Source organism: Vibrio sp. VPAP30 (assembly GCF_001188205.1).
Taxonomy (GTDB): Bacteria; Pseudomonadota; Gammaproteobacteria; order Enterobacterales; family Vibrionaceae; genus Vibrio; species Vibrio bivalvicida.
Genome location: NZ_LBLS01000038.1, coordinates 78,181 through 100,444, shown reverse-complemented (window position 1 = coordinate 100,444; position 22,264 = coordinate 78,181). Strand labels below are relative to the sequence as shown.

Below are 22,264 nucleotides of genomic sequence, written 5' to 3'. Positions count from 1 at the left end.
CCTGTGTAAGCCATGAACAAAAAGTACACGCAAAATATAATGTTACTTTGGCTTTCTGTGTACTTCATAGATAATCGATGGCTCAAGTATAAAGATACAAAGCTAACCAACAAATACAGTATATAATCCACTACTCACTCTCTTCTTCCAAATATGGGTATGCTGCACTCCTGATAGTCTGAAAATTAGCAGCACCTTCAACTCCCAGTGCAGAACCTGTCATAGTCCGCCACCCTTTACTAAAGTCTTGAGACATATGATAAAACAACTTAAATTGTTTTGCGTTAGGTACATTCGCACTTGGAACAGTCTTTAAAGTATTTTTTAAACCATATGCACTAGTTGCAATATCTACAGCAGCATACGCTAAATCACCATCACGTGCATTCATACCCATGTACTTTGCCGCTGATTGATAAGCATCTCTTAGATAACCGCTACTGTTACCGTAGTCACCCGTGTATTGCCCTTTCCAGTTTTGAACTATGTTCCCAGTGATATTGTATGAATTCTCATAGATATTATTACCACCATGAGCTACCATGGGAGCTCCCACACTAGAGCACCAAGATGCTCCAGCGATAGAGAAAACTGAGCTAGTAATACACAATCCGTAACCTGTAGAAAGTTGACCGACACCTGCAATTAACCCTACACCATACTTACCTATTTCAGTAGCCTGATCAATCAAGCTTTGTCGCTCTTGCTTAACTAGGCCTACAACTTTATCTCTGATTAAAATTCCATTTTTATAGTCATTGATTAGACACTTACCAAGAAAACGGTATTCTTCTCTAAAGTTATGTTGTATCTGTGGATTGCTGAGGTGGCTCATACTGTACATATTGGCCTGACGAAGCAGGCCACGTACTGCTAACCTTACTTCGTCCTCCTCCATGCTCTTCCTCGTTTGACTCATTGCTGGAGCTTCTCCGTCGCTTGAGAAAGAGGCTGTAACCATGAGGCAAAAGCTGCTGTATTAGCACCTACATGTCGCCAATTTATATCTCTATAGGCGATTAGAACAGTCTCAGTCATTTCGTTCTCATTAAAGTCAATTACATGTGGCATATGACTAGATACTGATCTTATTAGTGCACCAGTTAAATGAATCTCATAAAATAGTTCACTTCCACCTTTAGGGTTAGGACGATAAAACACAAGACGACATTTCAACTCTTCTCCATCAGAACAAGCCTGAGCCAAAATAGGAGAAGACTTATCTACCTTCTTTACAATCTGAATAGGGCTGTGAATTGAGCGATTATCATGCGCTACAGAGTGAGAGTAAGAAAGCACTGTAATCTCATCTTCATGGCCTAGCTAATAGCTATTGCCCATAGAGTAAGCCGTATTACAACCAGTAGATAGACAGCCACTAGATATACTCTCAATTGACAGGTAAGCCATTGTACTCATTGAATTATCTCTTTCATTTAGTAAATCATGAAATTCTACTAAAATAGTCAACAAGTAGCACCTTTCAGATCGTTCTTATTACTAGTTAAAAGAAAGGTGTTCCAAATCAAATACAGGGAATATGTAGCTCAATTATCTTCATTGAGTAGTAGTTAACAGGACAAGGCACCATAGTAACCTTAGACATGACGTCCTTCAGAGGTGTAGCTCGCTAAATCATCGCTCAGAGGGTCTAAACCCGACACTGGTTTTTGCCAGTGCCGTTGCGAGTTAACGATGTGAAAGGTTTAGTAACGTCGTGTAATTCAAGTTCAAACTCAAATTAGATAGATTTGGATATCAAATCAGCTTTAAGCAGTCCACCTTTAGTCAGTAACTTAGGTGAAAAATTAGGATTACGACGTTGTTTAAACGCTGCCAATATTTTTTGTAGTCCAGCTGCTTCTAGTAGAGATATATTAATATCAGTATCCATATCCGCTGCATCAATAAAATCTTCAGAGAACTCTGGCGCAATAATCAGAACTTGAGCAACTCTGTGACCATTTGATTCACAGCGTTTAACATAAGCTTTTACTTGTCTTGAAGTCGTGGAATATTTCGCAAACTGACCATTCTTAAATGACTTTGCTTCTCCAACAATGACATCATCATTTTCTAGCGAGACGATAATGTCAGCCTTATCTTTTGCAGTGTTAATATCTTTCCGAAGATCCTCATCAACATTCATTTCCAACTGCTCAAGGATTGAACGTGTCGCTTCCTCAAACTTAACACCAATATCGCTTTCTTTGATATCAATACCTGCAGCATGCAACCCTTGCAGATCACGGCAAGCTAACAGGTGATAATTCTCAATCAGCCTATCATTAGCACTTGCAAAGCTATCAATAATTTGACTACGTGGATTACCTCTTCGAGGCAGCCCCATATCATTCCTTATCGTCTTGATTTCGTCATTGCTATATAAGTACAAAATATCTAGTGGGGTAATGCTTAGGGCTTTCAATCTTTCAGGGTCTAGTGTTTCTTTATTCTCTATCTCAAAATCGGCTCTGATTCGATCCTCTACATTTGGGGCCGTTTGTGAGAGCGACTCTAATAGCTCTTTATATCCACTTACGCTGAGAGCATTAAACTCATCTTCTTCAGATCTCTTAAGGTAATCGATAAGAACATCTATTCGATCCTGAAGACGCGTGCCAATTCGCGTTATGTCCAAATCCATATCTTCAATCAAAAGCTTTATACGTTCTTTTCTCTGGTTTTGCGTCGCATCATCATTATGAATATCGGTCATCAGAATACTTCTGATTGATAGACCAGAATGAGCGATCGTAGAAATCTTTTCCTGTCTCTCAATACCTCTTGTTCTGTACCCATGATTTTTGAGTACATTGGACAACTCAGCGTCCGAAAGAGATCTCAGAATTCTTAGTACAAATTTATCGTGGATTTCTTTTCCTAGTACCTCATGGAGAATTTCGACTACTTCATCAGCTACCATTATTTCTGAACGACGACGGTTAATTAAGATGATTCCGTTCTCTCGTAAATACTCCAAAGAACCTTCAATGCCTAGCTCGGGAATAGGGTCCACTGAATGCTCAATCGCATTAACTTCCTCCCTCGAAAGCCCTAAACGTTGAGATAGAACATTTAGAACACCACGTTCATCTTCAGAAATCTTTGCAGTCCTATTGGATTTGAGGTCATTATTAAAGGCCGTACGCATGCAATCTCGATAGATATCAAGCCGCGTTAATCTGTCATAATCATTAGACTCATTGACTTCAATTTCCTCAACTAAAGCACTGCTCAAGGCATGAATCTCTGAGTACTCTTTGGCGTACAAACTTTCAATCCAAGGAACAGTAGCAATACAGTTTCCATCGCGCGCGAGGATGTTGATGAGTAACGATGCCTGTGGGCCGCCTATAGCGACTTGCTCGACAATATGCTTTTTAAAATGCTCCTTCACCAAGCCGAAAAGCTGATTGATTTCATTCCCCGAAGCAGCCTTTAGTTGACCGTCAATCTTATCTAATTGCTTTGCTAGCTCAGGATCACCTTTATTGTCTTGGCATAGCTTATCGATACAATTTATGAACTTTGAACGCTCTACTTGATTGGTGTGATTTAATACCTGATTTAGCTTCATGGTTACGAAACCCTTGAAAGTTCGGAAGATAATCCATCGATGATAACTCCACACTTTTATTAGGCGCATTAATTGATATGAAACTGTTAACCATGTCACTCATGGAATATTAGGATTACTAGCTATATCGCAATACCCCACTAGGCGGTTATATCGCCATTTCTCTCACATCTAACAGTGGGCCACCGGCTAAGACGGCACCCAACTTAGGTGGTCACGCTGGGAGTGCTTTCAATCACTAAACACTTTGTCAGGCAAAAAAAGAGCCGCTAAAAGCGGCTCTTGATAGTTCGTAATTTCCGAAGAGTTATCGAATTACTCTTTACCGAAAACGTTGTTCTCTTGCTCTTGTACACGGATGAAAGTCGTACGCTTAGTTAGCTCTTTAAGCTTTGCTGCGCCTACGTATGTACAAGTTGAGCGTACACCACCAAGGATATCTGAGATAGTGCCGTGAACGCTGCCGCGGTATGGCAATAGTACGGTTTTTCCTTCAGCTGCGCGGTACTTTGCAACACCGCCTGAGTGCTTGTCCATAGCCGACTGAGAAGACATGCCGTAGAACTTCATGAGCATCTTACCGTCTTGCTCAATCACTTCACCGCCTGACTCTTCATGGCCTGCAAGCATACCGCCTAGCATAACGAAGTCAGCGCCGCCGCCGAAGGCTTTTGAAACATCTCCCGCACATGAACAGCCACCGTCACCAATGATCATACCGCCTAAGCCATGCGCAGCATCACCACATTCGATGATTGCAGAAAGCTGAGGATAACCAACACCTGTCTTAACGCGAGTGGTACACACAGAGCCTGGGCCAATACCCACTTTAACGATATCTGCACCTGCTAGAATTAGCTCTTCACACATGTCGCCTGTTACAACGTTACCCGCAGAGATCACTTTATTTGGGAATGCAGCACGCACGCGCTCTACGTACTCAACTAAATGCTCTGAGTAACCGTTCGCGATATCGATACAGATGAAGATAAGATCTTCAGATAGTGCCATGATTTCTTTTGTTTTTTCGAAATCAACATCTGAAGTACCAGTAGACACAAACACGTTGTTCAGTGTGTTTTGATCAGCTGATTTTACGAAGTCAGCCCATTGATCTACGGTGTAATGCTTGTGAATTGCTGTCATCACGCCATGTTCAGCTAGAGCCTTCGCCATTTCGAAGCTGCCGACTGAATCCATGTTTGCTGCAATTACTGGTGTGCCAGACCATTGACGACCACTATGCTTGAATGTAAAATCGCGGGTTAATTCAACTTGAGAACGACTTTTAAGAGTAGAACGCTTCGGGCGGAATAGTACATCTTTAAAGCCTAACTTAAGTTCTTGTTCGATACGCATGATAAATTTTCCTATAAGCAAATTTACGTGTCGTGCGTTTTCGGTAAACGTTGGCAGACGCTTTACTGAGTTTCGGACACAAAAAAACCGGAGCGTTGGCAGACGCTCCGGTTTTCAGCATTATAGGTCGTGATTTATTTCCCGCAAGACTGATATTTCTAATTTTTTTGTGATACAGTTCGGTTAAGTTGCATACCTAAGTTACTCCTTCCTCAGCAAACTTTAGCTCTTCTTCCTTAAAAACAACTACTTAACTCAAAGCCTGCTAACCGTTTGCGCAATCCTTTTCGTTACAATGCTGACTGATATCTGAGCAAACTGCGTTTTTGCATCCTCTTATTCAAATCCAAGGTCACATTTTATTGCTTTTTCATCGCCATGTTTTCCAAGAAATTTATCAAAAACACCAAGAAGCAGTCTTAATAAGCTACTTTCGCTACTCAATTTAGTGATGACAGCTTAAACAACAAAAAGCCAAGCGAGTGCTTGGCCAACGGGACAGAATTTCAGGCAACTCTGTGTTTAGAAGTCGTAACGAACACCTAAGCGAAGTGTATCTTCACCCGTGTCTTTAAAACCATCTGCGTCTGCATCTGTCGACTTAATGCCGTTTGAAAAGTAGGAAACATAAGTACGGAAGTTACCATTGAATTTGTAGTAACCTACGACTTCAACACCATCAGTTTTGTCCGCTTTGGTGCCATCTGCTGCTTCATTTTCTTGGTTTGTATAAAGTACTGCGGCTGAAAACTGTTTAGTAAACTTATATTGTGCCGCAACTTCCAGTGCTTTGAACTCTTTGTCGGTTGTACCGGTTGCCTTGTCGTCAAGGTCACCCACTGAGTAGGTCGCACCTAGATATAGTGATTCTAGTGTGTAACCTAGCCCGCCTAGAATCTGTGATTGACTGCCCAAGCCTTTACCTAAATCAGCACCAGAGAAAGCCAAACCAAAATCCAGACCAAAAGGCGCAGAATAAAGACCTGAGATGCCGTACCCATCAGTGTCTTCATCACTATTTGCTTGGTAAGTAGCTTCTAGTTGGAACGCTTCAAACGCGCCGCGGTAAGCGATTACACTGTCTTCTTTGTCGCTAGCGGAGTTGATAACCTGCTGAACACCAGAGAATTCAGTGATATCTGTCAAGTCTGAAACGATAACAGCCGCCATGTCTTGGCGACCAAACGACAGTGCATGACCATCAAAATCTAGACCTGCGTACATGTAACGGTTTTCAAACTCATCTTTACCCGTGTCTTGCTCTGCTTCATAGACACCAAAAGCCGACACACCTTCAGTGATCTCAGATTTACCTTTCAGATTTAGACGTGCACGAGTGCTGTCATCCATCGTGCCTTTAATCTCCGCACCTTTACTTGTGCCAATAAAGTCACCACGGAACTCTACGCGACCACCAACTTTAAGCTCAGTACCATCAGCTTTGTACACCGTTGCTGCAAGTGAAGAACCCGATACTAGTGCTGCAAATACTGCAGACGCTGCCACTGCTTTTTTCATCTTATTTACCCTTTACATTTAGAATGAGCTTCTGTGCTCGAACTGTTGATGCGAGATAAATTAGATGGGCAGAATGACGTTTTGATTGCTAATCAATTACGATTAAATGTCGATTATATTTATGGTTGATTACAGTAAGATAAATAAAATCAACCAGTTAAATTTCATACAAACGCAATACAATCATGATTGTAAAAACCTAGCGCTCATCTTTGGGCGAATCCATAACCACCATGGTAGTGATAGACTGTACTTGAGCGCACTCACCCAACACGTCCGCGTGAAACTTCTTGTAACTTGGCAAGTCCTTGGTCTCAACTCTAAGTAAATACTCGTTAGCGCCTGTGATGTTGTGACACTCTACAACTTCATCAACGAATCTGACGTGTTCTTCGAACTCTAGCTGGGCTTGTTTTCTATGACTGGCAAGGCCGATAGAGACATAAGCGACAAAGCCGACGCCAAGTTGGCTGTTATCAAGCATGACTCGATAGCCTTTAATCACCTCACGTTTTTCAAGATCTTGGACTCGCCTAAGAGTGGCTGAAGCCGATAAACCAATACGCTCTGCTAACTCCACATTGGAGATTCTTCCGTCTCTTTTGAGTTCTTGCAATATTCTTTCGTCGAACTTATCCATTTCTCACCTTTATTGCGAAATTAGTCCTAGTCGTTCGAAGATAAACACATAATTGCGCACTATTCCACCTAATATAATGGTTGACCGGTCAAGACAAGCGTTACTACGCAATATTATTGCTTTCACTATACAAATAGGAAATCTGATGGAATTCGAACAACTCACTGCCCTTGTGATATTTGCCTTTGTCTCGACCTTTACTCCAGGGCCAAATAACTTAATGCTAATGACTTCAGGTGCAAATGTTGGCTATATGCGTACGTTACCTCACATGTGCGGAATCGCATTTGGTTTTGCGTTTATGGTCTTGCTTGTCGGGCTTGGCTTGTCAGCGGTGTTTGAAGCTTACCCAATCGCTCACCTTGTGTTGAAGTATGTTAGTTTGGCTTATCTTGCTTATTTGGCGGTTAAAATCGCGTTAAGTGGACGCGCAAAAGACGTCGATAATTTTCGCCCTATGACATTCCTAGGGGCAGCCAGTTTTCAGTGGGTAAACCCAAAAGGTTGGTCTATGGCGCTAAGTTCAGTCACTCTATATAGCAATGGTGGCGGGTGGATGGAATTACTGATCATTTCCGCGACCTTTTTGTTGGTCAACTTCCCATCTGGTTCATTTTGGATTTTGGCAGGCCGAGAACTTCAGCGTTGGCTAACCAGTGCTTTGCGTGTCCGCAGTTTTAATATTCTGATGGCCGGGTTATTGGTCGGCTCTACATTACCTATGATATAGATGTCAGGAATGTAAATTTAGTTAAAGATGCTATCTAAGTAAGTGGTGTGCTGTTAACCTAGATGAGAACAAGAATACTTCTCGGGTTAGCACATGAAAAAGCCATCGCCAAAGCACGTTACCATATCTTCAACAACGTCTGTCACTCAAAACATGCAGCGCATTACCTTTCAAGGTGATGCGCTAAAAGAGTTTCCAAATAACTGTGAGGGTAGCTATATCAAGCTACTGTTTACCCCCTTAGGTGAAACCGATCTGGCGCAGTTATCTGGCGATGAGCGCCCAGTAATGCGCACTTACACCATTCGTAAGTTTGACGAGAAAAAGGGAACAATCGAAGTCGACTTTGTTAAACACATCACTCATGACCTTAAGTGCGGCTTCGCAGCTCGCTGGGCGATGAAGGCTCAGGTTGGTGATTCTATTCATATTGCAGGCCCAGGCACTATTCAAGACATGAGCACAGACGCTGATTGGTTCTTTATGACAGCAGATATGACAGCCCTACCTGCCCTATCGGCTAAGATTCGACGTCTACCTACAGATGCAAAAGGTTATGCTGTGATTAAAGTTGTCTCTGAGCAAGATATTCAACTCATCGAAGCCCCAGCAAATTTTGAAGTCCAATGGATCTTTGATAACGATGACTTGGCACAAGCGGTTCGCGCTCTGCCTTGGCTGGCTGGCAAAGCTTCTGTTTGGTGTGCTTGTGAGTTCGACTCTATGCGCGCGTTACGTCAGTACTTCCGCAACGAGAAAGAAGTCGAGCGCGAAAACATCTACATTAGTAGCTACTGGAAACAAGGTGTTTCAGAGGACGGCCACAAGGTGATTAAGCGCCAAGACGCTGAAGAGCAAGAAGCTTAATACAAGGGTTTATTGTTCGACGAAACCAAGAGGCGCCTTCTCTTGGTTTTATACCAACCGGAACATACACCTGTTCACCTATTTATCCCAATAGGTATTAATTAAAACTCTCCGCCAAGAAGTCAATCAACAAGCGGACTTTTGGCGAGAGATTCCGGTTTTGCGGGTAAAGTGCCCAGATCCCCTCTCGCTCATCACGATACTCCGAAAGTACCTCGACTAATTCACCTGCCTCTAACGCTTCTTTCACGTAGTGATCGGGAAGCTGTACTAATCCCAATCCGCGTTTTGCTGCATCAAGCAACGCATAGCCCGAGTTACAGTGTATTCTTCCCGAAACCCGTATCGATTTTTCACTTTTAGAGTCACGAAAACGCCAGTAATCGACCGACCCAACAAGACACTGATGATGGTTGAGTTCGGATAAAGTATGCGGCTCGCCATACCTTTCTAGATAGCTAGGACTAGCACACACATACAACTGCCGACTCGACAAACGCTTGGCAATTAAGCTCGAATCCTGCAATTTCCCCAAACGAATCGCGACATCAACGCCTACCTCTATCAGATCAAGCTTTTGATTGGTCAACATTAGCTCCAAGTCGACTTGCGGATAGAGTTCTAAAAATTGGTGTAATAACGGCGCGAGGTTTTGTTCACCGAAAGTGACTGGTGCGGTCACTTTTAGCAGACCTTTAGGTGTCGACTGCATTTGAGTAACTGCCAGTTCAGCCAGTTCTAGTCCTTCGACGAGATGCTTACACTGCTGATAATAGAGTTGCCCAGCTTCCGTTACCGAGACTCTACGTGTGGTGCGATTGAACAACTTAACGGCCAGTCTTTCTTCTAACAGAGCGACTTTACGGCTTATTTGTGCGACCGATGTATCGAGCTTCTTTGCTGCAGAGGTGAAAGATTGAGTTTCTGCAACCGCGACAAACTCGCTCACTCCTTCCCAATTTGCCATAGTGATTTCTGTAATATTGTCTTGTTAAACTTCAGTCATTATTGCAAAATTGTAACAGTAATACCACTTAGCAAATCGCCATGCCTAGCGCGAATTGCAGTAAAGAACTGTGCTAAAATATGCCTCTGTTCCAAACATCTCAATAACACAGCATGTCGAAACTCAAAATCTCTCTAGGCGCTGCCTTGGTCACTGTTGCCCTTGTTCTCGCTTGGGTTTTTATCCCTACCCATGTCAGACTCAGTAGCGAAATTCTTAATCAACCCGTTGGTGAAGGGTTCAAGCTCATCGGTCACAAGGCAATCTCGACCAAGCCCGAAGATGGTAAACTGAATCACTTCTTTCTAATCGATGAAAACAGTTCGGTAAAAGATGCGACCCCGTTTCTTATCACTTCAGACCCTTTCATCAAAGTAAGCCAAACGGATGAGAATAAACTATCAATCACGATTAATGGTCGTGTGAAGCAGTTAGACAATGACCTTTGGGTTGAAAGGGCCGATGGCACCGTTCAGCACTGGTTTATTTCGGCGCAAATCAATTACGTTCGCTAGGGTCTGTTGACCTAGTTTTCTAAACTAGAAATATGCTCACAAACAGGTAGAATCACGCTCAATTGATTTTACCTGTAGTGAATACTTTAATGCACCACCCAAACCAGCTTTTCACTCATTTCGATAGTGATATCCAATCGTATCCACTACCCGAGAAGTTTACCTTTCCTTTTTACTACCAGCCGCATCCACTGTGTGTCCTAGCCGCGCAGCAGTTGCAACGCCACCTCACAGTACAGCAAGCTTGGTGTCATGATTTTGGTATCGATGGTAATCCAGAAGGTACAGGTAAGATGTTCGGCGTGCTTCTCGTTCAGTCTCCTGAAGGTGAAATAGGCTATTTCTCTGCGTTCTCTGGCAAAATCGCCGATCAAAACTTGTTGCCCGGTTTTGTTCCACCCGTGTTTGATATGTTAGCGGAAGAGAGCTTCTTTCAAACCGATCTCGCTGAGATCACTCAGCTCAATCATGCGGTTAAAACAGAACAATCAAATCCAGAACTGATACAGCTTAAACAAGCATTAAATCAGTTAAAACAAGGTCATGCCGAGGCGGAGCAAAAGCAACGTGACGCGATTATTAAAGGGCGCGCTAAGCGAAAAGAACAGAGAAAACAAGGCGAAGCCAACCTCAACTCTAGCCAACTTGATGCACTACTCATTGAATTGAGTAAACAAAGCGTGGCTGAGAAAAACGTTCTTAAGTACTTAAAGTTAGAGTGGGAAGAGAAAATTGCTGGCGTCAGCTCAAAACTCGATAAACTGACGGCATCACTGAATGATTTAAAAGAGAAACGTAAACAGCTCTCTAATGCTTTGCAGAACAAGCTTTTTGAACAATACTGCTTTTTAAACATTCGCGGCGAAGAGCGCTCTCTAAAATCAATATTTGCGCCCACTGCCTCTCCTATTCCACCAGCAGGAGCAGGTGAATGTGCAGCGCCTAAACTGCTCCACTATGCCTTTAAGCATGGCTTTAAGCCGCTCGCTCTAGCAGAATTTTGGTGGGGAGTTTCACCCAAGTCTGAAATTCGTCAGCACACCAAGTTCTATCCTTCGTGTAACAGTAAATGCCAACCGATCCTTGGTCATATGCTTGAAGGAATGTTGGTTGACGACAATCCACTCGAAGAAAACTGGGCGGAAGATAAAGAACTAGAGATCTTATTTGAAGATGACGCCATGGTCGTTGTAAATAAACCTTCGGGGTTGTTATCTGTGCCGGGAAAAACCATCACGGACTCCGCCTACACCCGACTTCAAGAGCGTTACCCTGATGTCGAAGGGCCTTTTGTCATCCACAGACTCGATATGGCGACATCTGGTTTATTGGTGTTTGCCTTAACTAAGCGCGCCAATAAAAGTCTGCAAAAACAGTTTATTTCTCGCAGTGTGCAAAAGCGTTACGTAGCATTGCTTGAAGGTGCAGTATTACAGCCCAGCGGAGAAATCAATCTTCCAATGCGCGGTGACCCGGTTGATCGCCCTCGTCAATTGGTTTGCTTTGAACACGGTAAGCCGGCGCAAACCTCTTGGGAAGAGATATCTACTATCGATGGTAGAAGCAAACTCTATATGTACCCGAAAACGGGTCGTACTCATCAGTTACGAGTTCATTGCGCTCATCATTTAGGGCTTAACTTACCTATGGTTGGTGATACCTTGTATGGTGAAAAATCTGACCGATTACACTTGCATGCCGAGCGCCTAGAGCTTGAACACCCCTATTCTAAACGACCAATGACCTTCGAAGCACCAGAGAGCTTTTAAACTTTCGCTTATTCATATCATCAACCTTACGTTGGTGATGTGAATATCAGCAACTATCCTTTAGGTACTGACATTTTCTAGAGGATAACGCCATGTTCAACCAAAGCTTCAAGTTAGTCGCTTTAATCTTTGCCCTTTCCCTGCCTAATTTCTCATATGCAAACACCGTTAAGCTCGCCAATGGAGAGTGGGCTCCATATCAATCTAAGTCTCTCAAAGAGGGCGGCTTTATGACACAAATTGTACGAGAAGCCTTTGAGGCAGAGGGCTACAGCGTAGAATTTGACTATATGCCCTGGAAGCGGGGATTTGAAGAAGCCAAATCAGGTAACTATGACGGTTCATTGATCTGGAGTAAAAACCCCGATCGCGAACAACACTTCCTCTATTCCGATCCAGTAATTACTTTGAGTACCGCTCTATTTCAGCAAAAAAGCAAACCTGTAACATGGAGCAGCCGCGAAGACCTATCTGCATTGAAAGTCGGGGGGGTCACTGGCTACGCCTATGGTATTGAAGATTTAGAAAAAGCCGGAACGGTGAAGGTCCAACGTATCGCTAGCGCTGAGAACAACTACAAAAAGCTCAAAGCAGGTCGGTTAGATGTGGTTTTGGAAGATATGGACGTCGGCATGGAAACCATCACTAAACTTGGCCTCACTGGTGCGATTGAACCTAATAGCAAGATGCTTACGGAGCGAGACTACTTCGTGATCATTTCTAAAAAATCTCCACGCAGCCAAGAACTGTTAGAAGCATTTAATCGCGGTTTAGCCAAATTGGAATCAGCAGGTAAACTTGACGAATACAGACAAGCTTCGATTGAAGGTAAATATAAACAGTAGCGAGCGCTTAAGCCGCTAAAGAGAAGCTCTACCATTTGAGTAGAGCTTTCTAATCAATCTTGTGAGACGCACTGTAGTTTTACATTATTAGCCTTCTAGACTAGCGCTACTTCATGTTAGACCAAAGTTATCACGAATACATTCCCGCAAAGGATTGGTCGATATGTCTAAATTTAGCGCCGCAGTAAAATGGCAACGAGGCCCTTGCGAAGCCTTCAACGACAATAAATATAGCCGTGGTCATACGTGGCACTTCGACGGCGGTGTGGTTGTTCCCGCCTCCTCTTCCCCTGATGTTGTCCCTTTACCGCTGTCAGTAGAAGAGAACGTTGATCCAGAGGAAGCCTTTATCGCCTCTATTTCCAGCTGCCATATGCTGACCTTTCTTGGTATTGCCGCCAAACAGCGCTACGTCATAGACAGTTATATTGATGAAGCGGTCGGTTTTCTCGAGGAGGAACAATCAGGAAGAAGCTCCGTCAGTAAAGTCATACTGCGTCCAAAAATCATCTTTACTGGTGACAAACAGCCTAGCCTCGACCAGCTTAAAAAGCTGCATCATTTAGCTCACCTGCACTGTTTTATTGCAAACTCAGTAAAAACAGAAATTACCACTGAAGTTATCCAGATGGAGTACTGATGAAGATGCTACATCTTATCGCGTTCTTTGTTAGCTTCAGCATTTTTGTTATTGTCGGTCAGCAACCTAAACTATTCGGCTCAAGCAATCTTGATACCTTCCCCAAATTACCTTCGCTGCCAGATTTTGCTGTTACACACGAATTTGATGGGCCATGGATAGGTCGTAGAGTCGACGTAAATGGCATTTAAAAAACGGCATCTGCAAAGGCAGCTGGTATCTGGAAAAACAAAGCTAATTGTCGTCACCCTCTTCATGCTACACTCTGCTGCAACTATGGGGCTCTCCCCCTGATTTAATCTAGATTCAGAGTGTAAGCATGTCTTTCTCGAAACTCGGCTTAAGCCAACCCATCACTGACGCAATTTCTCAACTTGGTTATAAAAAGCCAACCGAAATTCAAACCAAAGCGATCCCAGTCATTCTCCGTGGTGAAGACCTGATTGCTGCGGCACAAACCGGTACAGGTAAAACCGCAAGCTTCGTATTACCTATTCTAGAGAAACTTAGCCAAGGCGAAACACAACGTAAAAAGCGCATCCGGGCTCTAATTCTGACTCCGACTCGCGAACTAGCCGTTCAGGTTGAACAGAAGATTCAAGATTACAGTCAGCACCTATCTCTGACCTCTCTCGCGATGTACGGTGGCGTCGACGAACAATCTCAAAAACAAGCATTGATCGAAGGTGTTGATATTCTCGTTGCAACACCGGGCCGCCTGATTGATATGTACGGCAAACGCGCGGTACATTTTGAAGAAGTCGAAGTCTTGGTGCTAGATGAAGCAGACCGCATGTTGGATATGGGCTTTATTGATGATATCAACAAAATCCTTGATCGCTTACCAACAGATATTCAGAATCTTCTGTTTTCTGCCACGCTTTCAAACAAGGTACGAGACCTAGCAAAAACAGCGGTACACGACCCTTACGAGATCTCCATTGCAGCCAATCAAGCCTCGAAGAAGAACATTGAGCAATGGCTGATTACCGTCGATAAAGACAAGAAATCTGCCCTACTGAGCCACCTAATCAATGAAAATGAATGGGACCAAGCGCTGATATTTATCGAAACAAAACACGGCGCAGCCAAGCTCGCCACTCAGCTCGAAAAGCGCGGCATTATTGCTGAAGCTTTTCACAGTGGTCGTAGTCAAGCGGTTCGCTCACAGCTTCTGGAAGACTTCAAAGCAGGTAAGATTAAGTACATGATCGCAACTGGAGTTGGCGCTCGCGGTATCGACATAGAAGGTTTAACGCGTGTGATTAACTATGATTTGCCGTTCCCTGCCGATGAGTATGTGCACCGTATCGGACGTACTGGTCGCGCTGATACTCAAGGTGAAGCGATTTCTTTCGTATCCAAAGACAACTTCAAAAACCTTTGCATGATCGAATCACGCTTGGGCCATCTCATAGAGCGCCGTGAAGTTGAAGGATTCGCCCCACGAAAACCTGTACCCATTTCAATTTTGAATTATGTACCTAAACACAAGCGTCAGCAAAAGGAAGATTAAATGACTGCCCCAACAAAAATCACCTTCTTCGAGTTTCTGACTCCGTTAGTCGCCTCAGGTAAGAAGACCATAACGATTCGCGATGAATCAGAGTCTCACTACGTACCAGGCACCAAGGTTGAGGTTTTCACCCTAGAAACTGATGAAAAAGTGTGTGAGGTTAAAATCTTGTCTGTAAAACCGCTTCACTTTGATGACATTAACGAGTTTCATGCGCAGCAAGAGTACATTGAACTAGCCAAGCTGAAAAAGTTAATTCGTGAAATCTATCCTAACACGGACACCTTGTTCGAAATTAGCTATGAGCTAGTTTAAGGTTTATTATCTAATACCCATGAAGCATTTTCGCAATGTTTTTTTAGGAACTCCATAAACACCCTCACTTTAGGAGGTAGGTGTTCTCGATGCGGATAAACTGCGTAAACGCTTCTTGGCTCTAGCTCGTAGTCATTTAACACTGAAACTAAACGGCCTGCTTTGAGATGTTCTTCTACCGTTGCTTTCACTAAAGCTGAAATGCCCAACCCTTGGGCAGCAGCATCAATAATTGCATCAATAGAGTTACTCTTTAGACCGCTATTTATTCGATGTTCAACAAACTCTCCCGTTCGTTTATCTTTGAACTGACCTACGATAGGTGTTGGCAAAAAAGACAATGCTAGCCATTGATGCTCAATCAAGTCCAATGGCCGCTGCGGAGTACCGTTAACAGCAAGATATTCGGGTGAAGCAAACGTGACTATTGGAATGTCACATAGTTTGCGGGCAACTAAAGATGAGTCTTTCAATTGCCCAACTCTAACAGCAAGATCGATCCCCTCTTCTACCATATTGACGACTTCATCATTCAACTCTAAGTCAATATTTAAACTAGGATAAAGTGAACGCAGTTCTTTAATCACCGGAATCAGCATGGCACGTCCGAAAGCGACTGGGCTAGAAATCCTCAGTGTTCCTGTAGGCTGGTCTTGATACTGGCGAAGCTCATTCAGCGCGATTTCAGCCCTATCAACGATTTGCTGGCAATGACGATAGTAAACTTCTCCCACCTCAGTGAGGCTCAATTTACGTGTTGATCGGTTGATCAATCTAACTCCGACTTCTTGCTCCAATAACCGGATATGTTTACTTACCGCCGACTTAGCGATACCTAACCTTCGAGCAGCTTCAGAAAAGCTTTTTGCTTGAACAACCTTAGTAAAAACTCCTATCCGCTTTAATTCTTCCATACCTTGCCCATCCGTTCACTTATTGAGAACAGAGTAATTCAATTTATCCATCTAGTAAACTAATCGAGAACCATACAAAATTAGCTTCATCAATACAAAGCGACACATGAGGATGTAACTATGAAAAGCAGAATTTTAATGACTCTAGTTTTTACGAGTCTGGTATTAGCCCCCAGTGCTTGGGCAACAACTCAAGTCACCCAAGCAGCTAAAGGCGTTTATCAATACACGCAAGGGCATGGATTCAACTCGATGTTTGTCGTAAGTAGCGATGGCGTCATTGTTTTTGACCCGGCAAACAGTCAACACTCCCAAGCAATGCTAAACGCAATTCGTGAAGTTACGGACCAGCCAATTCGCTACGTGATTCAAAGCCATAACCACTGGGACCATTCTGGTGGCGGAAAGGTTTTCCGTGATGAAGGCGCTACCGTTCTTGCCCACCAAGAAGCCTATCAATGGATGAAAGCAAACCCTCATCCAGACCTTACGTTACCCACTGAACTGTGGTCTGGCGAGACTAAAGAGTTAATCGTTGGAGACAAAACAATTGTACTGAAATACATGGGACCTAGCCACGGATTGGGTATGACGGTAACACTGCTCCCAAAAGAGAAAGTGGCTTTCATCGCTGACTTGGTTACCCCCGAGCGAGTTATGTTTACTGTTGTTCCTGATTTCCACATCCAAGGCTGGAAAAAAGCGCTAACAGAGATTGAAAAAATGGATTTCGACACTGCGATTTTCTCTCATTCTCACTCAAATTCTCCTCTTGGGACTAAGCAAGATGTGACCCTTGAGCGCGAATATATCGAAGATCTAGAAGCAGCCATTATCGCTGAATTCCAAAAAGGGACACCTTTTGAAGAAATTCCAAGCAAAATACAGTTAGAAAAATACTCGCACTGGCATGGATATGATGATTGGCTACCAATGAATGTACTTCGCGTGATGTTAGACATGTGGATGGGCCCATATTAAAACAAGCACGTACGCTTCAAATACAAGCGCTCACTCTCTCAAGTTGAGCGCTTTTTCTCAGATATCCTCAATTCGCACCACTAGACGACTGGTCTAATTTCATTTATAGTTCAGACCATGAACGAAAAAACGAACGATACTCGCCAGCATATACTCAATGTGGGCTATGAATTAGTGGTGACCAAAGGCTTTACGGCTGTTGGTTTGTCACAACTATTAAAAGCCGCGGATGTACCCAAAGGCTCTTTTTATCACTACTTCAAGTCTAAGGAGCAGTTTGGTGAAACCTTAATCGAAGACTACTTCAGAACCTATCTTGCGCGACTTAATGCATTTTTTAACTCTCAAGAAGGCACGGCTAACGAGCGGCTAATTGGTTATTTCTCTCGCTGGCTTGAAGTGGAAAACGGCGTATGTAATGCCAATCGCTGTTTAGTCGTAAAGCTCAGTGCTGAGGTTTCAGATTTGTCTGAGACTATGCGCGTCGCTTTAGCAGCTGGCGCAGAGCGAATCATTGAATCGATCGCTCAATGCATTCAAGCCGGTATTAAAGATGGCTCGATATCAGCGGTAAATCCTCACGCGACAGCTACGCAGCTATATCAACAGTGGCTTGGCGCAAGTTTACTTAACAAGCTGGTTCAAGATCATACCCATCTTGAGCACAGCCTAGAAACAACCAAAGCGCTACTAAACTCTTAATTGCACAATTCCCGTAGTTGAAATGTCCTACGGGAATTTTTTGAAATAACAACTAGACGACTGGTCTAATAATGGAAAAATCACTCAATGACTAATAACGTAAACCGACGTATTGTACTCGCCTCTCGCCCTACAGGTGCCCCTGTAGCTGTAAACTTCCGCCTAGAAGAGTCAGAGAAGCCACAACCACAGCCAGGCGAAATGTTACTTCGTAGCGTCTATCTATCTCTGGATCCCTATATGCGTGGTCGTATGAGCGATGCTAAATCCTACGCTGATCCTGTTGCCCTAGATGAAGTGATGGTGGGAGGGACCGTTTGCCAAGTTGAAGCTTCAAATCATCCAGATTACGAAGTTGGTGAATGGGTATTAGCCTTTACTGGTTGGCAAGACTACGGTATCTCAGACGGTGAAGGGCTGATCAAAATGGGCAAAAATCCTGCTCACCCATCTTATGCACTCGGCGTAATGGGGATGCCTGGCTTTACCGCTTACATGGGACTGCTTGATATTGGCCAGCCTAAAGCAGGTGACACTCTTGTTGTCGCTGCGGCAACCGGGGCTGTAGGCTCTATGGTTGGTCAAATTGGTAAACTAAAAGGCTGCCGCGTTATTGGTGTGGCCGGTGGTGAAGAAAAGTGCCGTTACGCAGTCGAAAAATTGGGTTTTGATCTTTGTCTCGATCACAAAGCAGATGACTTTGAACAGCAATTAGCAGCGGCGTGTGATCAAGGCATCGATATCTATTTTGAGAACGTGGGTGGCAAGGTGTTCGACGCTGTTATGCCGTTACTCAACACAGGTGCTCGTGTTCCTCTGTGTGGCCTTATCTCTCAGTACAATGCTACTTCTTTGCCTGAAGGTCCAGACAGAATGTCGATGCTGATGGCTCAGCTTTTGATCAAACGAATCAAAATGCAGGGTTTCATTATTTTTGACGACTATGGGCACCGCTACGGAGAGTTTGCAGCAGATATGGGCCAATGGCTTGCCGAAGGAAAAATTCATTACCGTGAGCACCTCGTAGAAGGCTTTGATAAGGCTCCTGAAGCATTTATCGGCCTATTAGAAGGTAAGAATTTTGGCAAACTGGTTATCAAGACCAACGACGCACTATAAGGAACTAACATGATTAAGTTACACCATTTAAATCAATCTCGTTCCAAGCGTATTATCTGGTTGCTTGAAGAGCTAGGCGTAGACTATGAAATCGTTCCTTATCGTCGTGATAGTGTGACATTTCTAGCACCACCGGAGCTCAAGTCCATTCACCCACTAGGGAAATCTCCGGTTATTGAAGAAACGGGGAGAGTGATCACTGAGTCTGGTGCTATCACAGAGTATCTGATTGACAAATACGCGGCGGATACACTGGCTCCTGCAAGGGGGACCGGCGATCACTTAGATTATTTGCAGTGGCTTCACTTTGCGGAAAGCTCCGCTGCTCTGCCGCTATTACTAAAAGTTTTCGTTGAGAAAGATGGCGCTTCGATGAACTTTTTACCTGATTACGCGGCAATCGAGCTGGATAAAGTGATGAGTTATATTGATCAACGACTTGAAGGCAAGCGTTATCTGGTTGCTGACAAGCTCACTGGTGCCGACATTATGATGTCTTTCATCGTCGATATTCTCACCAACTTTGGTTTGCTAGAGCGCTATCCCAATATCACGAACTATGCAGAGCAACTTGCTAGCCATGAAACATGGCAAAAAGCGCAGCAGCTAGAACTCAAGTTCTCATAACCTGTTCGCTTTCAAGCTGCCAAACTCAGTTTGGCAGCCTATTACCCGGCCTTTTATGTTCTATTTTTCCTCTTAGCATCCCTCAAGATAGAAATTATCTATCGATAACATAGCTACAATCAGTTTTATATCTAAGCCCCTGCCAACTATTCTCTGTCGTAGATAAACAGTCCTGCAAGACTTGTTAAACATGAACAATTCGACTGTCACCGACAAAACAAGAATCAACCAGACAGTTGAAAGTACGCGACACTAAGGAGCAAAATCATGGAACACAAAAATAGCAACAATGGTGGTCAATGCCCAGTAATGCACGGCGGCGCAACCTCTTCAAATTCATCCAATGTCGCTTGGTGGCCAAATGCGCTTAACCTCGACATCCTTCATCAACACGACCAAAAAACTAATCCATTGGGCGCTGATTTTAACTATCGAGAGCAACTAAAAAAGCTGGATGTAGACGCGCTTAAAAACGATCTAAAAGCCTTGATGACGGACAGCCAAGATTGGTGGCCCGCGGACTGGGGACACTACGGCGGCTTGATGATTCGTATGGCATGGCACTCTGCAGGTACGTATCGTATTGGTGATGGTCGCGGCGGCGCGGATACAGGCAATCAGCGTTTTGCTCCTCTTAACTCTTGGCCAGATAACGGTAACCTTGATAAAGCTCGCCGCCTACTTTGGCCAATCAAACAAAAATATGGCAACAAAATCAGCTGGGCTGATCTTATGATTCTTGCAGGTAACATGGCCTATGAATCAATGGGATTAGAGACATTTGGTTTTGCCTTTGGTCGTGAAGATATCTGGCATCCAGAAAAGGACATCTACTGGGGAGCGGAGCAAGAGTGGCTAGCCACCAGCGGTTCAGATAACAGTCGTTATTCTGGTGAACGCGATCTAGAGAATCCACTAGCAGCAGTGATGATGGGGCTTATCTACGTCAACCCTGAAGGAGTCGACGGCAAACCAGATCCACTTAAAACAGCCCAAGACATGCGCGTTACCTTTGCAAGAATGGGTATGAACGATGAAGAAACCGTTGCCCTTACAGCGGGTGGACATACAGTCGGAAAAGCACACGGTAACGGCGATGCGTCACAACTCGGTGCAGAACCAGAGCGTGCAGAATTAGAAGAGCAAGGCTTAGGATGGAACAACCATACCTCTCGTGGTGTTGGTCGCGATACAGTGACAAGCGGTATCGAAGGTGCTTGGACTACCAATCCGATACAATGGGACAATGGTTACTTCCACTTGCTACTGAATTACGATTGGTGGCTACAAAAGAGCCCTGCTGGTGCTTGGCAATGGGAACCAACTCATATTGAAGAGCACGATAAGCCAGTCGATGTAGAAGATCCAAGTATTCGGCATAACCCTATCATGACTGACGCGGATATGGCGCTACGATTCGATCCTGACTATCGTAAAATCTCCGAGCGTTTCCACAACGATCCAGAGTACTTCTCACAAACCTTTGCCCGTGCATGGTTCAAGTTGACTCACCGCGATATGGGACCAAAATCTCGCTACTTTGGCCCAGATGTCCCAGTTGAAGAATTAATTTGGCAAGACCCTGTTCCTCTAGGAAAAAGTGACTATGACGTCGCGGCAGTAAAAGAAAAAATCGCTCAAAGTGGCTTAAGCATCAGTGAGATGGTTTCTACTGCTTGGGATAGTGCGCGCACCTTCCGCAATTCCGATAAACGCGGCGGGGCTAACGGCGCACGTATTCGCCTTGCACCTCAAAACCAATGGCAAGGCAACGAGCCGGAGAAGTTGGCTAAAGTGTTACCGATAGTAGAAGGCATTGCGAAAGAGTTCGGGATTAGCGTTGCAGATACTATTGTTTTGGCAGGTAACGTCGGGATTGAGCAAGCGGCTAAAGCCGGAGGCGTAGATATTTCGGTTCCTTTCGCTGCGGGTCGTGGTGACGCAACAGCAGAACAAACCGATATCGATTCATTTGAGGTGCTTGAGCCTGTGGCTGACGGGTTCCGAAACTGGCAGAAGAAACACTACGCTGTCAGCCCGGAAGAACTGATGCTAGACCATGCTCAATTGCTAGGCCTAACCGCACCTGAAATGACTGTACTGATTGGTGGTATGCGAGTGCTCGACACAAACCATTCAGACACTCAACATGGTGTGTTCACGGACAAGGTTGGCGTACTCACTAACGACTTCTTCGTCAACTTGACAGATATGCGTTATACATGGAAGCCAACAGGTCGCAACTCGTACTCAATTATTGAACGTACAAGCGGCGAAGAAAAATGGACTGCAACTCGCGTTGACTTGGTATTTGGTTCGAACTCAATCCTGCGAGCTTACGCTGAGGTCTACGCACAAGACGATAATAAAGAGAAGTTTGTTCAAGACTTTGTCAAAGTCTGGACTAAGGTCATGAACGCAGACCGTTTCGATTTAAAACCGTAACTTGAATCGCCTCCACTCTCTTCAGCGAGTAGTGGAGGCATAAACGAACTATTGAAAGTGGTTAATCGCTTGGAAAAATCGCCCAAGTTGAACTAGTTTTAATAAAGTAACCAAAATTAAGAAACGAGGCGCACATAACGCCTCATAATCTATAAAGTAAGTGTTACCAGTGAGGA

At 44.1% G+C, this 22,264-nt stretch carries 21 protein-coding genes and 1 pseudogene; 14 read left to right on the top strand and 8 right to left on the bottom strand.

Annotated features, from left to right (window positions below):
• Nucleotides 1-130 precede the first annotated feature (130 nt).
• The 6 genes and pseudogenes from ZX61_RS18280 to ZX61_RS18255 form a co-directional block, all read right to left on the bottom strand.
• Complete coding sequence (locus tag ZX61_RS18280) at nt 131-898, bottom strand: DUF4225 domain-containing protein (protein WP_235431358.1); 768 nt, start codon at nt 896-898, stop codon at nt 131-133.
• A gap of 17 nt (nt 899-915) precedes the next feature.
• A pseudogene (tssD, locus tag ZX61_RS18275) lies at nt 916-1,308 on the bottom strand (type VI secretion system tube protein TssD); the annotation flags it as partial.
• Between the two features lie 433 nt (nt 1,309-1,741).
• Nucleotides 1,742-3,580, bottom strand: a complete 1,839-nt coding sequence (locus ZX61_RS18270) for a hypothetical protein (protein WP_049846030.1) — start codon at nt 3,578-3,580, stop codon at nt 1,742-1,744.
• 315 nt (nt 3,581-3,895) lie between these two features.
• Nucleotides 3,896-4,939: a GMP reductase gene (locus ZX61_RS18265; RefSeq protein WP_049846029.1), complete on the bottom strand. Its 1,044-nt coding sequence runs from the start codon at nt 4,937-4,939 to the stop codon at nt 3,896-3,898.
• A 522-nt stretch (nt 4,940-5,461) separates the two neighbouring features.
• Complete coding sequence (locus tag ZX61_RS18260) at nt 5,462-6,457, bottom strand: porin (RefSeq protein ID WP_049846028.1); 996 nt, start codon at nt 6,455-6,457, stop codon at nt 5,462-5,464.
• Between the two features lie 199 nt (nt 6,458-6,656).
• A complete protein-coding gene (locus ZX61_RS18255) occupies nt 6,657-7,097 on the bottom strand; it encodes an Lrp/AsnC family transcriptional regulator (protein WP_004746945.1) in 441 nt (146 codons plus the stop codon).
• A 145-nt stretch (nt 7,098-7,242) separates the two neighbouring features.
• Between ZX61_RS18255 and ZX61_RS18250 the strand changes: the two genes are divergently transcribed.
• Both ZX61_RS18250 and ZX61_RS18245 read left to right on the top strand, forming a co-directional pair.
• Nucleotides 7,243-7,827: a LysE family translocator gene (locus ZX61_RS18250; protein WP_049846027.1), complete on the top strand. Its 585-nt coding sequence runs from the start codon at nt 7,243-7,245 to the stop codon at nt 7,825-7,827.
• Nucleotides 7,828-7,920: 93 nt separating this feature from the next.
• On the top strand, nt 7,921-8,694 hold the full coding sequence (locus ZX61_RS18245; RefSeq protein WP_049846026.1) for a siderophore-interacting protein: 774 nt from the start codon (nt 7,921-7,923) through the stop codon (nt 8,692-8,694).
• A gap of 97 nt (nt 8,695-8,791) precedes the next feature.
• Here the strand turns inward: ZX61_RS18245 and ZX61_RS18240 are convergent, their stop codons facing one another.
• Nucleotides 8,792-9,661, bottom strand: a complete 870-nt coding sequence (locus tag ZX61_RS18240) for a LysR family transcriptional regulator (protein ID WP_049846025.1) — start codon at nt 9,659-9,661, stop codon at nt 8,792-8,794.
• A 152-nt stretch (nt 9,662-9,813) separates the two neighbouring features.
• Here ZX61_RS18240 and ZX61_RS18235 point away from each other — a divergent pair, with 152 nt between their 5' ends.
• The 7 genes from ZX61_RS18235 to yqfB all read left to right on the top strand — a co-directional run bounded on the left by ZX61_RS18235 (nt 9,814) and on the right by yqfB (nt 15,300).
• Complete coding sequence (locus tag ZX61_RS18235; RefSeq protein WP_049846024.1) at nt 9,814-10,215, top strand: hypothetical protein; 402 nt, start codon at nt 9,814-9,816, stop codon at nt 10,213-10,215.
• 89 nt (nt 10,216-10,304) lie between these two features.
• Nucleotides 10,305-11,984, top strand: coding sequence for an RluA family pseudouridine synthase (locus ZX61_RS18230; RefSeq protein ID WP_049846023.1), 1,680 nt, complete (start codon nt 10,305-10,307; stop codon nt 11,982-11,984).
• A 92-nt stretch (nt 11,985-12,076) separates the two neighbouring features.
• Complete coding sequence (locus ZX61_RS18225; RefSeq protein ID WP_049846022.1) at nt 12,077-12,829, top strand: substrate-binding periplasmic protein; 753 nt, start codon at nt 12,077-12,079, stop codon at nt 12,827-12,829.
• A 163-nt stretch (nt 12,830-12,992) separates the two neighbouring features.
• Complete coding sequence (locus ZX61_RS18220; protein WP_049846021.1) at nt 12,993-13,469, top strand: OsmC family protein; 477 nt, start codon at nt 12,993-12,995, stop codon at nt 13,467-13,469.
• A complete protein-coding gene (locus tag ZX61_RS18215; protein WP_235431356.1) occupies nt 13,469-13,660 on the top strand; it encodes a hypothetical protein in 192 nt (63 codons plus the stop codon). The genes ZX61_RS18220 and ZX61_RS18215 overlap by 1 nt, the downstream gene beginning before the upstream one ends.
• A gap of 128 nt (nt 13,661-13,788) precedes the next feature.
• Nucleotides 13,789-14,985 (top strand): DEAD/DEAH box helicase, encoded by a 1,197-nt coding sequence (locus ZX61_RS18210; RefSeq protein WP_049846020.1) that lies wholly within the window; start codon nt 13,789-13,791, stop codon nt 14,983-14,985.
• Nucleotides 14,986-15,300 (top strand): N(4)-acetylcytidine aminohydrolase, encoded by a 315-nt coding sequence (gene yqfB, locus ZX61_RS18205; RefSeq protein ID WP_049846019.1) that lies wholly within the window; start codon nt 14,986-14,988, stop codon nt 15,298-15,300.
• Here the strand turns inward: yqfB and ZX61_RS18200 are convergent.
• The gene (locus ZX61_RS18200) at nt 15,297-16,214 is read right to left on the bottom strand and encodes a LysR family transcriptional regulator (protein ID WP_049846018.1); all 918 of its coding nucleotides are present in this window, start codon (nt 16,212-16,214) and stop codon (nt 15,297-15,299) included. The two genes, yqfB and ZX61_RS18200, sit on opposite strands and share 4 nt — an antisense overlap.
• A 120-nt stretch (nt 16,215-16,334) precedes the next feature.
• On the opposite strand from ZX61_RS18200, the gene ZX61_RS18195 reads away from it, so the two are divergent.
• The 5 genes from ZX61_RS18195 to katG all read left to right on the top strand — a co-directional run bounded on the left by ZX61_RS18195 (nt 16,335) and on the right by katG (nt 22,088).
• The gene (locus ZX61_RS18195; RefSeq protein ID WP_049846017.1) at nt 16,335-17,195 is read left to right on the top strand and encodes an MBL fold metallo-hydrolase; all 861 of its coding nucleotides are present in this window, start codon (nt 16,335-16,337) and stop codon (nt 17,193-17,195) included.
• Between the two features lie 117 nt (nt 17,196-17,312).
• Nucleotides 17,313-17,897 carry a TetR/AcrR family transcriptional regulator gene (locus ZX61_RS18190; protein ID WP_049846016.1) on the top strand — a complete coding sequence of 195 codons (585 nt, stop codon included), beginning with the start codon at nt 17,313-17,315 and terminating at the stop codon, nt 17,895-17,897.
• Between the two features lie 87 nt (nt 17,898-17,984).
• On the top strand, nt 17,985-19,016 hold the full coding sequence (locus tag ZX61_RS18185) for an NADP-dependent oxidoreductase (RefSeq protein ID WP_049846015.1): 1,032 nt from the start codon (nt 17,985-17,987) through the stop codon (nt 19,014-19,016).
• Nucleotides 19,017-19,025: 9 nt separating this feature from the next.
• The gene (locus ZX61_RS18180) at nt 19,026-19,643 is read left to right on the top strand and encodes a glutathione S-transferase family protein (RefSeq protein WP_049846014.1); all 618 of its coding nucleotides are present in this window, start codon (nt 19,026-19,028) and stop codon (nt 19,641-19,643) included.
• 267 nt (nt 19,644-19,910) lie between these two features.
• On the top strand, nt 19,911-22,088 hold the full coding sequence (katG, locus tag ZX61_RS18175; RefSeq protein WP_049846013.1) for a catalase/peroxidase HPI: 2,178 nt from the start codon (nt 19,911-19,913) through the stop codon (nt 22,086-22,088).
• The last annotated feature ends 176 nt before the right edge of the window (nt 22,089-22,264 follow it).

Coding starts and splice junctions, on each gene's coding strand:
- ZX61_RS18280 (WP_235431358.1), bottom strand. CDS start 898: ATGGAGGAGGACGAAGTAAGGTTAGCAGTACGTGGCCTGCTTCGTCAG.
- ZX61_RS18270 (WP_049846030.1), bottom strand. CDS start 3,580: ATGAAGCTAAATCAGGTATTAAATCACACCAATCAAGTAGAGCGTTCA.
- ZX61_RS18265 (WP_049846029.1), bottom strand. CDS start 4,939: ATGCGTATCGAACAAGAACTTAAGTTAGGCTTTAAAGATGTACTATTC.
- ZX61_RS18260 (WP_049846028.1), bottom strand. CDS start 6,457: ATGAAAAAAGCAGTGGCAGCGTCTGCAGTATTTGCAGCACTAGTATCG.
- ZX61_RS18255 (WP_004746945.1), bottom strand. CDS start 7,097: ATGGATAAGTTCGACGAAAGAATATTGCAAGAACTCAAAAGAGACGGA.
- ZX61_RS18250 (WP_049846027.1), top strand. CDS start 7,243: ATGGAATTCGAACAACTCACTGCCCTTGTGATATTTGCCTTTGTCTCG.
- ZX61_RS18245 (WP_049846026.1), top strand. CDS start 7,921: ATGAAAAAGCCATCGCCAAAGCACGTTACCATATCTTCAACAACGTCT.
- ZX61_RS18240 (WP_049846025.1), bottom strand. CDS start 9,661: ATGGCAAATTGGGAAGGAGTGAGCGAGTTTGTCGCGGTTGCAGAAACT.
- ZX61_RS18235 (WP_049846024.1), top strand. CDS start 9,814: ATGTCGAAACTCAAAATCTCTCTAGGCGCTGCCTTGGTCACTGTTGCC.
- ZX61_RS18230 (WP_049846023.1), top strand. CDS start 10,305: ATGCACCACCCAAACCAGCTTTTCACTCATTTCGATAGTGATATCCAA.
- ZX61_RS18225 (WP_049846022.1), top strand. CDS start 12,077: ATGTTCAACCAAAGCTTCAAGTTAGTCGCTTTAATCTTTGCCCTTTCC.
- ZX61_RS18220 (WP_049846021.1), top strand. CDS start 12,993: ATGTCTAAATTTAGCGCCGCAGTAAAATGGCAACGAGGCCCTTGCGAA.
- ZX61_RS18215 (WP_235431356.1), top strand. CDS start 13,469: ATGAAGATGCTACATCTTATCGCGTTCTTTGTTAGCTTCAGCATTTTT.
- ZX61_RS18210 (WP_049846020.1), top strand. CDS start 13,789: ATGTCTTTCTCGAAACTCGGCTTAAGCCAACCCATCACTGACGCAATT.
- yqfB (WP_049846019.1), top strand. CDS start 14,986: ATGACTGCCCCAACAAAAATCACCTTCTTCGAGTTTCTGACTCCGTTA.
- ZX61_RS18200 (WP_049846018.1), bottom strand. CDS start 16,214: ATGGAAGAATTAAAGCGGATAGGAGTTTTTACTAAGGTTGTTCAAGCA.
- ZX61_RS18195 (WP_049846017.1), top strand. CDS start 16,335: ATGAAAAGCAGAATTTTAATGACTCTAGTTTTTACGAGTCTGGTATTA.
- ZX61_RS18190 (WP_049846016.1), top strand. CDS start 17,313: ATGAACGAAAAAACGAACGATACTCGCCAGCATATACTCAATGTGGGC.
- ZX61_RS18185 (WP_049846015.1), top strand. CDS start 17,985: ATGACTAATAACGTAAACCGACGTATTGTACTCGCCTCTCGCCCTACA.
- ZX61_RS18180 (WP_049846014.1), top strand. CDS start 19,026: ATGATTAAGTTACACCATTTAAATCAATCTCGTTCCAAGCGTATTATC.
- katG (WP_049846013.1), top strand. CDS start 19,911: ATGGAACACAAAAATAGCAACAATGGTGGTCAATGCCCAGTAATGCAC.